Raw genomic sequence first — 11,245 nt, 5'->3', positions numbered from 1 at the left:
TCGGAAAGCCGTGTGCGGGAGAACTGCATGCACGGTTTGAAGCGGCGGGGACTGGAAACGGAGCAACGGCCACCGCGCCAGTCCCCGACCCTACTTAGGCTACGAGTTTACGAACCGTTCTCGGCATCACGGTGAAGGCGTAGGTGATACCGAGAGCAATGAACAGCCCGAACTGCCAGAATCCCGCATAAACGAAGAGCAAGGCGGGCATTGACAGCAGACATGCGGCGGCGATGCGGACGTCTTTCCCCCACGCTGCCACTGCGGAGACCAGCAGCAGCGACACCATCCCCGGAGCGGTGATGTAGACAAAAATTGGCCATATGAGCCCGTAGTCATCCTCAGGTCTCAGCCGCGCGTAGCCGTCCGCATCGTGGCCACCGGGTTCAAAGGGTGCCATCAGCAGAAGAATCAGATATATCGGCGCCGCACAAACAGCCAGATACCGCAGCATGGCATGAATAATCCATCCAGGCCACGAAGCTGCTACTTTCTTCAGCATTCGGAGATGAACCGCCCTTCTTCAAAGGTCCGATTGGGTTCTGTTTCAATCAGCAGGTCCGCGTTCAACTCCGGGTCAACCTTGCTGTCAGCCATCCTGCCCTGCGCGATCACGATGGGGCTCCGCCCCCTGCGGCACTGAACGACCTCCATGTGGGATAAGGGTCACCATTTCGAGTTGTCTGAACCGGGCCGGACGATCCGGCCCCACCCGCCCCCGGTGCGGTGACGTCCGCGAGGTGTCAGGGCTTCCTGAACACGAACTTCTTCGGGGAGTCCTCGGACACCGGGATGTAGATCCCGTCGCGGACGCCGTCACCGCGTACACGCAGCCGCACGCTGGTTCTGGTGCCGTCCGACGCGTCGAGCGTCACGTCGATCTGCTGGTCCGCCAGGGCGGACTTCCCCTCCAGGCTCCAGCTCCCCTGACCGCTGAACTGCCGAACAACAGTCGCGTCCGCGTCTGCGAACTCGGTGGGGATGTTGACGGCGGACAGGGTGCCGTCCTCATGCAGGGTCAGCTGCGCCCCCTGGGAGCCGGTCCAGGAGCCCAGGAGTTCCTCCGTCTTGATCGAACCGCCGAAGGGGTTCAGGAACACGAAGGCCAGGATGGCCAGCGTCAGCACGCAGCCCGCCGCGACGGCCAGTACGGTTTTCTTCATCACAGGTCCGGGGTCTCCGTCCACGTCAGAGGCCGCCGCTCACAGGGTGACGCGGCGGGGTTGGAAAACTGAAACGGATGCTCCAAAGCCCTCGGTGTCGGCCCGGTCGGAATGACTGGAGGCACCGGAGTCGCAAACATGGAACTCCCAGGTTCCGTCGAGCTCACAGGAGCCGACTTCAGCGTCGAACCTCAGCGTCATGCCGTCGCCGTTCGTCCAGGTGTCGACCAGGTCGCTCTGGCTGATCAAGACCTCGTCCGGCCGCGATCCGAGTGCTCCACAGCCTGACGCCGCCGCGATGCAGGACACCGGTACCAGCACCCAGGCCGCGGCACGCGCACCGCGAGCCCTCCCCGTACGCATCGCTGCCCTGTCCATGTGCGGTTGTTCTCCTCCCTGTCCGGCGCAGAGTGAAGTACCGAGCCGTCGGGGCGCCGACGGTTCGGCTGCTACTGGAGCGGCCCCATCATGGCAGTAAATTTGAACACGTTCAACATTCTTTCCAGGCGCCAACCACGCTGCCGATCGACACTCAATGCGTGCAGGCCACGGGAGTTGGTTCTGTCGCTGATTGAGGGGTGCCTGCCGGTTGATCACGGTGATAGGAGGCTGCGGCGTCGGGGAGGTCAAAGTTGGCCCGTCCGTACATCTGCTCCTTCAACAGCTCGATCCTGGTCACGTTGCCCTCGACCGCTCCCGAGGTGAGCATCGTGATCACGGCGGCCAGAACGGCTGCGCGGTCGCGGCGAATCCCGCTGCCCAGGGCGCGGAGCTCTGGTTGACCGTCGAGGCGGACGTCGGCGAGCCAGGCATCGAGGGCCAGGTGCTCGCTGCGGCGTTCGCGCACCATGGTGGCCAGGCGCCGGGCGTACTGGATGGTCGTGGCCAGCGTGAGGTTGCGTTCGCCCAAGTCCTCAAGGGACTTGCGTTCGGTGTCATCGAGCCGCTCGGGTCGGCGCGTGATCCAGTCGGTGACGCGGCGGACGGTGCGTTGTTCGATTCCGTACGGGGTGCCGATGGTCACCTGGACGTCGGCGCCGGCGCCCGTGCCGGGTGCGGCGGCGTGGTCCGCGAATGCTTCCAGGGCGTCGGCAAGGTCGGTGGCGGCGGCCTCGCTGTCGTTGTCGGTGTTCACCAGCTCGCCGGGCCGTGGGGGGTCGGTAGGCTGTGGGGTTTGTTGGCGAGCAGGTACTGCCAGTAGCCCACCGTCGCCGGGTCAGGTGTGTCGACCTCAAGGTACTGGGCGTGGTTCGCCGGATTGTCGATGGCGCCCTTGTAGCGCGCGGGCTCGTCCTCGTCCTTGCCCAGCATGAACCCCGTCCGGAAGTCGCCCTCCTGGAGGCCCTTCAGCGAACGGGGGCTGCAGCCCGTCTTGCGCACGTTCTTCGCGTCGATGAGCGCGCCGTCGGCCGGCCGGAACCCGTCCGCCCAGACCTCCTTGCCGTCCGCGCCCTGCACCCGCCGCTCGGGCTTTCCCGCCGTGCACACCTGGTGGGCGCCGTCCTCCGCCGTCCCGTCGTTCGGCGCGCGCTCCGGCAGCCCCTCGATCCACGTCTTGGCTGCCATCTGCTGCGCCCCGTCGTAGAGCGGGTAGGGAGGCGGCTTGGGCGGGGGGACCGGTCCGACAAGCGGGTTGGTGTCCCGACGGATGTGTCCGGAGCGCCGCGCGCGGGACCGCCGGTCAAGGCGACGGCGGGCCCGCGCGGCGGCGGCGGACGACAGCCGCCACGGCGGCGCCGTTCGGCACGGAACCGAACGGCGCAGCCGGGCGGATCGGGCGATCAGACGATGACCGGACAGCCGGTGGAGTGGATGCGGCCGAAGTCGATGTGACGACGGCGGAGGAGCACGGTCATGCGGGCACCGTACTGCCCGACACAGCCGCCCCGTCCGGAAACCACACATTCTCCACTCCGCCGGGTGACCGCGTTCGCGGGCTTCCGGCAGCGGGACGGCAAGCCGCCCTCCTGAACCGGTGGATGACGGGCCATGAGACCGGGGGCCTACGTCAGTGCGACGGCGTACGCCGCAGGTTGGACCGTGAGCCCATCCCCGCGCCGTACATGGTGCGGGTGCGGCGGAACGGAGACTGGAGGCACTTCCGAGGCACTGGTTCTGCACAGAGGACGGGCATGGTTCTGCGAGACGGACGGACGATTTCCGCGCTGACGGTCGGGGCGGTGACGACCGTGCTGACGGCGCTCACCCCCGTGACGGCGTTCGCGGCGGGCGATCCGCTCCAGCGGTACGGACAGCAGCAACTCCGGTGGGGGCGTTGCGATGCGGGCCGCCCGGCGGCATTCGAGTGCGCGAAGGTCGAGGTGCCGCTGGACTACGGCGATCCCGGGGGCCGGAAGATCGACATCGCGATATCGCGGGTGAAGGCGGGCAGTGCGAAGCAGCGGCACGGGGTGCTGTTGATGAATCCCGGTGGCCCGGGCGGCCCGGGGCTGACCATGCCCGTGGAGATGGAGCCGCTGCTGCCGGCGGAGGTGCGGGAGCGTTTCGACCTGATCGGGTTCGACCCGCGCGGGGTCGGGCAGAGCTCGCCGATCGGCTGCGACCTGACGGCCGACGAGCGGACCCTCCAACACCCCTACGTGGCAGGGACGTTCGCAAAGGACGTGGCCTGGGCCCGGACGGTGGCCGACAAGTGCTGGGCCAAGGCGGGTGACGTGCTGCCGCACATCACCACCCGCAACACGGCGCGGGACATGGACGTCGTCCGGGCAGCGCTGGGAGAGCGGAGGATCTCCTACTTCGGGTACTCGTACGGCACCTACCTGGGCGCCGCCTACACGCAGATGTTCCCCCAGCGCTCGGACCGGTTCGTGCTCGACAGCGCACTCGATCCGGCGCTCGCGTGGCGGGGGACGCTCCGGGGGTCGGCGCCGGGGGCCGAACTCGCCTTCACCCGGTGGACCGAGTGGGCCGCCGCCCACGACGCGGCGTACGGGCTGGGTGCCACGCCGACGGAGGTCCGGAAGACGTACTGGGACCTGGTCGCCCACGCCGACCGCACGCCCGTCCCCACGGAGAACGGGGCGCTCGACGGCGACGCCATCCGTTCCGGGTACGCCGCGTTCGTCCACGTCGGGACCGTCACCCCCTGGATCGTCGCACTGAAGGCCGCCGCCGCGGGCGGGCCGGCCGCGCCGGCGGTGCCGTCGGTCGTTCCGACGGACAACACCACCGCCACCGTCTGGGCCGTCTTCTGCGGCGACACCCACAGCTGGCCGCGCGACCCCGAGCAGTACCGCCGGGACGCGATCCGCGACCGGGCCCAGTACCCGCTGGCCGGCGACCTGGGAGCCAACATCCAGCCGTGCGCGTTCTGGAAGTCGGCGGCCCGCGAGCCGGCCACCGTGGTGAACAACGACGTCAACGCGCTGATCGTGCAGAACCAGTGGGACCCCCAGGCGACACTGGCCATGGCCCAGGGCATGCGTCGGGCGCTGCACGGTGCACGGATGGTCACGGTGGCCGGCGGTGAGGGCCACGGCGTGGTGGTGGCCGGCCCCTCCTGTGCGGACGGCAGCGTCACCCGCTACCTGACCACGGGCCGACTGCCCGCGAAGGACCTGACCTGCGGCGGTTAGGCCCTTCCCTCCCGGGCGCGCCCACGCGCCCGGGAGGGTGGCCGCCGGGCCACGACGTCCCGCGCAACGCCTACGGCTCCGGACCAATGGCACCCTGATTCGACCGCCGTGCAGGACCCGGCTCCGGTCACCGGAGGCGGTCCAGGGCGCCCTCGCCAGCCGGTCAGGGCAGCAGCTGGGCGGGGACGTCGGTGGCCCGGGTGAACACCGAGACCGGGTACTGGGTGTCGCAGTACTTGTTGCCGGTGGAGAGCACGCCGATCACCACACCGTCGGCCACCAGCGGCCCGCCCGAGTCCCCCTTGCAGACGCTGTCCGTCGTGCCGGCCCGCGGCAGGCCGCAGACCTTGAACAGCGGCGAGTCGCCGGGCGAGGTGTACGGGTCGCAGGAGGCCGGCGGAGCCAGCGTCAGCTCCGCCTGCTTGAGGTGGGTGCCGGGCCCGTCGGGGCCGGCGCGTCCGAACCCCGGCAGCGTGGCCGTGCGGCCGTACCGGTAGAGCGCCGCGTCCCCCTGGCGCGCCACCCGCACCGGTGGCAGCGGCGCCACGGGGTAAGCGGGTGATCGGCGCAGCGGGTGATCCGGAGGTCGCGCACGGCGCACTCGGGGCCGCGCTCGAAGGCGACGACGTAGGGCCACGGGGTCGGGTAGCGGCGGACCACGCCGGCCCGTCGGGATCGGCGGATCGTGTCGGGGTGGTGGAGATTCCCTGTCGGCTTCAGCGTGTTGAGGTGGACGCCGACACGAGGCGGGTTTGTGCTCCATGACCGTCGGCTCCGCCAGGCTGAGCCTGCGGTAGTCCCGGCCGGGCTTCTGCTGACCGTCTCTGTCATGGCCCCCTGCGATGATCACCGAGTGTCGACAGAAGCGGAACAGAACATGGCCGAGCTGATTGAGCAGGGCGTCGTACGGGTGGTTGGGACCATCGCAGCGAACGCACCGGAGGGGTGGACGGAGGCGGTGCTGGTGAGCACCGAAGGCCTTTTCGGTCTCAACGTCTCCGGCGAGTGCATGCTTTCCGGCGCGACCGCGCGGCCGTTCCATCTGGCCCGTGGCTTCCAGGATCTGAGTGACGTGACGGTGGCGGTGGGTACGGCTCGTGGCTGGGAGCGCACCAGGCTGGAAATACGGTGCCGGCCGTCCGGGGGGTACTCGCTGGTCGCGTCCCCCGACGTCGTCTCACGCCTGCACGGAGAGCGTCCGGGTTTCCTGGCTGTCCTGGATCACGGCTACCGGCTGTCCCCGGCGGGGTACGCCCGGAAAGAGGGCACGGCAGGCCTGGCGGGCGACCCGGACCTGGCACTCGCCCGGCTCCGCGCCTACCTGAAGCGGCGTGCCGAGATCCTGGGACGCTCCGAGACGCTGCCCCCGCCCGTGACCGAGGCGGCCCTCGTGGACGCCGAGCGCCGCCTCGGCCGACCGCTGCCCGCCGATCTGCGGGCGCCGCCCTGTCACCGACCTGGCCCCCATCCGGGACCTGCCCGTCGAGTCCTTGGCCGTCGACCTCGGCGGCGGCGACCTCGCACCACTCAAGGGCCACCGACACCTCAGCTCGCTGGACCTTGCCACGACCGCCACGACCGACCTCACCCCGCTGCGCACGGCACCGAATCTGCGCGGCCTGGATCTCTCCCAAGCCGCCGTCCAGGGCTTGACCGTGCTCGCGGAGTTCCCGCAGCTGCGCCACCTGGCCCTCACCGGCAGCCAGTGGGCCGTCCTGCTGGACGAGGACAAGGTGCCGCCTTCCTTGGCTGCCGCCCGCCTGGCCGAGCGCGACACGTCCCGCGCCGAGGCGCTGTCCTGGGCGGCGAGGCTCGGCCTGCCCGTTGGGGCGTCTTTCGTCATCTCAGCGACTCTCGCTTCGGACGGTGAGATCGGCCGCGCCCCCCGCGCGAGGAGCGAAGCGTAACCGCGGGCCGTCGACGAGGCGAACCCGCATACCACCCACGTCGCCTGGAAAGCCCGCGCGCACGTGTCCTGGAACGCCTACGGATCCGGACTGGCTTCGGGGTCCGGGCCCGGCTGCGTGCCACCGCTGTTGATCAGACACAGATGGTCCGGCAACGCCTGGGAGGCCAGGTCCCGCTCACCGGTGCGGGCGAGCTGCTGGGCGGCCTCGGTCGTGGTCACCGCGCCCAGGCGGTGGGGAGCTTGGGGTGTGGTGGCCGCGCCCAAGCGGTTGCGGCGCAGGCGCTCGGAGGCCCTCCAGTCCTGGCCGACCCGAACCGGCTCACGGGAAGCACTGTCACCTATCAGGTGGAACGGCTCGCCAGAACCGTCGTCGGCTCGATTACACGTCACTAACCACCGGCCTCACGCCCCTGACTCACGAACGGCGGAACGCCTGCCCTCATTGCCGCTCCTGACAGCGCAGCCGACACGTGGCCCGGCAGGTGGTTCACGCCGACCGCCACGGCCACCGGATGGTCGCGGGGAAGGCCGTCAGCCACAGGACGGCCGCCTCGCGGTCACGTTGGGCAACGGCACTGCCCGGCCCGCCCGGTACCGCTGACAGGCAGACCCGTAGTCGGTCTCCGCGTCAACTGTGGTGCACAGTTACCCGTACGAGGTGGCACACGTTGTCCTGACACCGTCTCAGGTCACCACAGGGTGCCGAGCGTGGAGACCGTCGGCTCCGGCGCCGGGCGCAGTTGGGCCGGCGGTACCGGTGGTGGGGTGCGGGCGGCGACGAGGTACTGAGGGATGACGGCGGTGAGTCCGACGGCCTCCAGGAGGAACGGGTCCCCGGCGGGGCGCTCCAGCAGGGCCTGGGCGAGGTGGAGCGCGGACTCAAGGACGGCGGCCGGGGTGAGGATGTGGCGCAGCGCGGCGATGGCGTAGTCGGCGTCCGCGCGGCGGGTTGTCCCGTGCTCCGACCCGCGGCATCAAGGTCTCCGGGGCTACCTTGATGCAACCTCCGGCGCAACTTCAGAAGCTGTGAGCAGACCCCGTGAGCTGGAGCCTGGAGTGCGGAGGCGTTGCCTGAGCTGGTCAGATACGGTCGAAGTCGTTCGCAGTATGCACGCGGCTGCAGCTGTGGCGGCTGCGTGTTTCACCCTGACCCCTGAGGGCGGGTACGCCGTCAGCCGGGGGAGGAGTCACAGCAATACTCCCAGGTTCCGCCCCGTCGCACTCCTCGTTCCGTCACACCCCTCTGCTGGATGCCGGGGTCAAGAGGAAGCGAAGCGAGCAGCATGCGACGCTGCGCCGCGCTGCTCCGGTAGCAGCCGGTTCCAGCGCCGCCCCCGGCAGCTCTGCAACCGGCGACCGTTCTGCAGAACCGCCGGACGTGCGGGTTCGCAGGGTGTGATGGGCGTCGTACAGGTCCTGACCTGCGGTGGGGTGTTTCGTCGGGACGGAACTCGCCGGGTGCCGAGGCGGAACTTACCTGTGGCTGGCGGGCCGGACACAGGTATGACGCAGCCTTGGCTGTGACCGGCATCTTTCCGACCGTGCGGAAAGCGGCGTCAGCGGTGGCTCAGCACGTTGACCACGCGGCCGTTGGGGTCACGGACGAAGAACCGCCGCACGCCCCACTCCTCATCCTGCAGGGGGTGGACGATCTCCGCACCGCTGTCCCGCATGGCCGCATAGGCCGCGTCCACGTCATCCACTTCGACACTCATGTCGGGGGTGACCGGCGCAGTCTCGTCGCTGGTCATGAAGCTGACTTGCGCCGCCGGGCTGGACGCTGAGGCAAGGGTCATGATCCAGCCGTGGTTCATGACCTCCTCGAAGCCCAGCAGGCCATAGAACTCCCGGCTCTCCTGCGCGGCCTCTGACTGGATGTTGGGCACGACACGGCGAACAGACATCGACGACTCCAGATGAGAACAGACATGGCTCCGAGACCCTCCACAAGTAGTACGGCACACCCACCGCCGGACCGAACTCGGCCTCGCCATGCCTCAATGGCACATGGGCTTCCGTGGGTTCGCCCGGCCGACACTTCAGAATCTCTGAACTCACGGAAGATCGGGATCGAGAGCTTCTACTGCCGGCCGGGCGTCGAGGGCGCGCACGAGAAGCTCCGTCAAGCTCCCGGGCAGGCGACCAGTGTTCTCCATACAGATCCGTTCAGAGTCCCCATCACCGCCAGGTGACGTCACATCTGGTGAGCATCCGCAGCACTCAAGATCGCCAACTGCTGCCCCAAGTACTGACCAATCGCCGCTACTTCACGTGAACGAAGCCAGTTGGGCTTCCTCGGGCCTGTCCTGCTGTACGACGGGCCGGCCGAGCGGGAACGAAAGGCACGCTGGTGGAACCACTCATAGCCGCGGTACGGAACGGGGACGCGCAGGTGGTAGACACATTGCTGCGGGCAGGCGCCGACCCCGACACTGCCGACGAGCACGGCACCCCTGCCCTGTGCCTGGCGGTGGAAGCCTTCGATCTCCCGATGATGGAGATCCTCCTCGCGGCATCCGCGCGTCCGGACCGTGCGGATGCCCTCGGCCGCACCCCGCTGCTTCGCGCGATCGAGGTGGGCGCCTGCGACATCACGAACCTGCTCGTCGGCCGTGGCGCCCACATGTGGATCAAGGACGCCGAAGGGCGCGACGCCCTGGCGCTGGCCAGGCACTGGCACGAGACGGACGTCGTGGCCGAGCTACGCCGCAAGAGCGGCCGGCAGGGTCCGGTCGATCGCAGTGCCGTCGCGTCCGATTCCGGGTTGGTCTGCGAGCAACTGTCCCTGGGCAGCCTGACCGTCAGAACCGGGCACGCGGCGATACTCACCAACCTGGAGAGGTCGTACGGCATCGCGACGCCTTTCGACGAACTGCTCTCCCGCGCGCTGGCCGAGCCCGACGTCGACCACGAGGTGTGGTGGGCGACGACTGCCACGCTCTCGGGACGACACGGCCCTACCACCTGGAATGCGGCCGTTGCCCTGCGCGACCGGCCCGAGCCGTTGGAGCGCTACTTCGGCGCGGAGGTCCTCCGCCTGATGAACCTCTTCGACGAGAGTGACGATGCGCCGTTCGACGGACCACTCGTCGACCTCTTCCTGCCCTGGGTCGCGAGCGAACCGGACCCCCGCGTCACTCGGGTGCTCACCGCCGGACTGGTCGATACCCCGGACCCGCGTCGCGAACAGCCGCTCACCACACTCACCCGTCACATCGACAGCAAAGTCCGGCAAACGGCGCTCTCGGGGCTGCACTGCCCGATCGAACGAGGCGACCACGAGGCCCTGTCCGCAGCCGTGGAACGCACAGAGGACGAAGACGCGGCGGTACGCAGGCAAGCATGCCGAGCCCTCGCCTCCGCGCCCACGCACGACCAGGGCGCCACCGACGCACTCGTCACCTGCCTCACCGATCCGGACGAGGACGTACGTGTGGAGGCAGCCGTACGGCTCGCGCTACGGGACGATCCACGAGGCGACGAGATCCTGGACAGCCTCCATCCCGCCGACGAGGAGGCCCCCTACTACTGGCTGCTCTACGACGTGTCCCGACACCGTCACGGCTGACGCTCTGGCGCAGCGGTGGTCGGACAGGTGGGCGGCAAGCAGCCCTGACGACAATTGAGCGGCCCCGGCCTCTGACCCACCGGCCGGCGCGGCGGGCCGAGGCCGTAGTCTCACCGCATGAAGAAGACCGTCACGTACCTGGAGATGACCGACCCGGCCGAGCTGCGCCCGTCCCCGCCGGTCGCGGCGCTGGCCCTCGTCCCGGCCGACGGCTCGTCCCCCGAGGTGCAGGCCGTCCAGGCGCGCGTCGGGGCGCCGCACGGCTGGCGCAGCACCGCCCGCACTGCCGCCGACTGGGCGGCCCACCTCGCCGAGCACCCCCGGCGCCAGTACTGGCTGCTGACGCACGACGGCGAGCCCGCCGGCGTCGCCAACCTGGAGCCGCACCCGGCCGGCGACGTGGAGATCACCACCTTCGGGCTCGTCCCGGAGCATGTCGGCCGTGGCCTCGGCGGCTACGCGCTGACGCTCGCGCTGCGCCAGGCGTGGGCCACCGAGCCGCTCGGCACCGAGTCCGTCCGGCGGGTCTGGCTGCACACCGACACCAACGATCACCCGAACGCCCTACGCAACTACGAGAGCCGGGGTCTGCGCCCGTACGACGTCCGGACCGAGACCACCGGCACCGCCTGAGCTCGACGTTCATGGCCGGCGGGTCTGGTGTTTCCTGATCGGCTCGGCCCGCTTGACGCTCCTGCCGACCTCATGGCGCTTGGCCCGGCGCTTGGTCTGCGAACCGGGAGGCCGTCCCGCACCCGGCCGGACGGTTTCGGTGCGGCTGCCGGGCAGGCTGCTGTCATCACGCGGATGTTGCGAAACCCGCGCCGCACTCGGACGGGGTGAGCCAGCGCGGTTCGGTCGCCGGTCGCTCCCAGGGGCGGCGTAGGTCTTCGGCGAGGGGTCGGGCCAGGCTGAGGTGACCCCTGGAACGTGGACACAGGGGTTCATGCTGCGAGTGAGAGTCTAGCGTGCATGTGGTGTTGCTGTTCGAACTCGATCGGTGAGA

12 protein-coding genes and 1 pseudogene are annotated in these 11,245 nt (G+C 69.6%); 4 read left to right on the top strand and 9 right to left on the bottom strand.

Going from position 1 to position 11,245, the window contains the following annotated elements:
* Positions 1–94 precede the first annotated feature (94 nt).
* The 5 genes from AB0O11_RS38255 to AB0O11_RS38235 form a co-directional block, all read right to left on the bottom strand.
* On the bottom strand, positions 95–502 hold the full coding sequence (locus tag AB0O11_RS38255; protein ID WP_363396926.1) for a hypothetical protein: 408 nt from the start codon (positions 500–502) through the stop codon (positions 95–97).
* A gap of 241 nt (positions 503–743) precedes the next feature.
* Positions 744–1,163, bottom strand: a complete 420-nt coding sequence (locus AB0O11_RS38250; RefSeq protein ID WP_363396923.1) for a hypothetical protein — start codon at positions 1,161–1,163, stop codon at positions 744–746.
* Between the two features lie 39 nt (positions 1,164–1,202).
* On the bottom strand, positions 1,203–1,412 hold the full coding sequence (locus AB0O11_RS38245) for a hypothetical protein (RefSeq protein WP_363396920.1): 210 nt from the start codon (positions 1,410–1,412) through the stop codon (positions 1,203–1,205).
* Positions 1,413–1,695: 283 nt separating this feature from the next.
* Positions 1,696–2,298: a transposase gene (locus tag AB0O11_RS38240; RefSeq protein WP_363396917.1), complete on the bottom strand. Its 603-nt coding sequence runs from the start codon at positions 2,296–2,298 to the stop codon at positions 1,696–1,698.
* The gene (locus tag AB0O11_RS38235; protein ID WP_363396914.1) at positions 2,295–2,729 is read right to left on the bottom strand and encodes a restriction endonuclease fold toxin-2 domain-containing protein; all 435 of its coding nucleotides are present in this window, start codon (positions 2,727–2,729) and stop codon (positions 2,295–2,297) included. Before AB0O11_RS38235 ends, AB0O11_RS38240 begins: the two co-directional genes overlap by 4 nt.
* A gap of 566 nt (positions 2,730–3,295) precedes the next feature.
* On the opposite strand from AB0O11_RS38235, the gene AB0O11_RS38230 reads away from it, so the two are divergent.
* Positions 3,296–4,762: an alpha/beta hydrolase gene (locus AB0O11_RS38230; protein WP_363396911.1), complete on the top strand. Its 1,467-nt coding sequence runs from the start codon at positions 3,296–3,298 to the stop codon at positions 4,760–4,762.
* 163 nt (positions 4,763–4,925) lie between these two features.
* Here the strand turns inward: AB0O11_RS38230 and AB0O11_RS38225 are convergent, their stop codons facing one another.
* Entirely contained in the window at positions 4,926–5,309 is a 384-nt protein-coding gene (locus AB0O11_RS38225) for a trypsin-like serine protease (RefSeq protein ID WP_363396908.1), read from the bottom strand.
* Positions 5,310–6,252: 943 nt separating this feature from the next.
* On the opposite strand from AB0O11_RS38225, the gene AB0O11_RS38220 reads away from it, so the two are divergent.
* On the top strand, positions 6,253–6,669 hold the full coding sequence (locus AB0O11_RS38220; protein ID WP_363396905.1) for a hypothetical protein: 417 nt from the start codon (positions 6,253–6,255) through the stop codon (positions 6,667–6,669).
* Between the two features lie 77 nt (positions 6,670–6,746).
* Here the strand turns inward: AB0O11_RS38220 and AB0O11_RS38215 are convergent, their stop codons facing one another.
* Both AB0O11_RS38215 and AB0O11_RS38210 read right to left on the bottom strand, forming a co-directional pair.
* Positions 6,747–6,890, bottom strand: coding sequence for a hypothetical protein (locus AB0O11_RS38215; RefSeq protein WP_363396903.1), 144 nt, complete (start codon positions 6,888–6,890; stop codon positions 6,747–6,749).
* Between the two features lie 1,337 nt (positions 6,891–8,227).
* Positions 8,228–8,575, bottom strand: coding sequence for a VOC family protein (locus tag AB0O11_RS38210; protein ID WP_363396900.1), 348 nt, complete (start codon positions 8,573–8,575; stop codon positions 8,228–8,230).
* A gap of 446 nt (positions 8,576–9,021) precedes the next feature.
* On the opposite strand from AB0O11_RS38210, the gene AB0O11_RS38205 reads away from it, so the two are divergent.
* Together AB0O11_RS38205 and AB0O11_RS38200 are read left to right on the top strand one after the other, a co-directional pair.
* Positions 9,022–10,239 carry a HEAT repeat domain-containing protein gene (locus AB0O11_RS38205; RefSeq protein WP_363396898.1) on the top strand — a complete coding sequence of 406 codons (1,218 nt, stop codon included), beginning with the start codon at positions 9,022–9,024 and terminating at the stop codon, positions 10,237–10,239.
* A 117-nt stretch (positions 10,240–10,356) separates the two neighbouring features.
* The gene (locus AB0O11_RS38200; RefSeq protein WP_363396896.1) at positions 10,357–10,872 is read left to right on the top strand and encodes a GNAT family N-acetyltransferase; all 516 of its coding nucleotides are present in this window, start codon (positions 10,357–10,359) and stop codon (positions 10,870–10,872) included.
* Between the two features lie 9 nt (positions 10,873–10,881).
* On the opposite strand, the pseudogene AB0O11_RS38195 reads toward AB0O11_RS38200, so the two are convergent.
* Positions 10,882–11,155: pseudogene (locus AB0O11_RS38195) on the bottom strand (transposase); the annotation flags it as partial.
* Positions 11,156–11,245 lie beyond the last annotated feature (90 nt).

This window comes from Kitasatospora sp. NPDC093102 (genome assembly GCF_040683915.1).
Taxonomy (GTDB): Bacteria; Actinomycetota; Actinomycetes; order Streptomycetales; family Streptomycetaceae; genus Kitasatospora.
This window is presented reverse-complemented; position numbering and strand designations above follow the sequence as displayed.

What these genes read in the sequence shown, in the direction of transcription:
- AB0O11_RS38255 (WP_363396926.1), bottom strand. Translation starts at nt 502, where the DNA reads ATGCTGAAGAAAGTAGCAGCTTCGTGGCCTGGATGGATTATTCATGCC.
- AB0O11_RS38250 (WP_363396923.1), bottom strand. Translation starts at nt 1,163, where the DNA reads ATGAAGAAAACCGTACTGGCCGTCGCGGCGGGCTGCGTGCTGACGCTG.
- AB0O11_RS38210 (WP_363396900.1), bottom strand. Translation starts at nt 8,575, where the DNA reads ATGTCTGTTCGCCGTGTCGTGCCCAACATCCAGTCAGAGGCCGCGCAG.
- AB0O11_RS38230 (WP_363396911.1), top strand. Translation starts at nt 3,296, where the DNA reads ATGGTTCTGCGAGACGGACGGACGATTTCCGCGCTGACGGTCGGGGCG.
- AB0O11_RS38235 (WP_363396914.1), bottom strand. Translation starts at nt 2,729, where the DNA reads ATGGCAGCCAAGACGTGGATCGAGGGGCTGCCGGAGCGCGCGCCGAAC.
- AB0O11_RS38200 (WP_363396896.1), top strand. Translation starts at nt 10,357, where the DNA reads ATGAAGAAGACCGTCACGTACCTGGAGATGACCGACCCGGCCGAGCTG.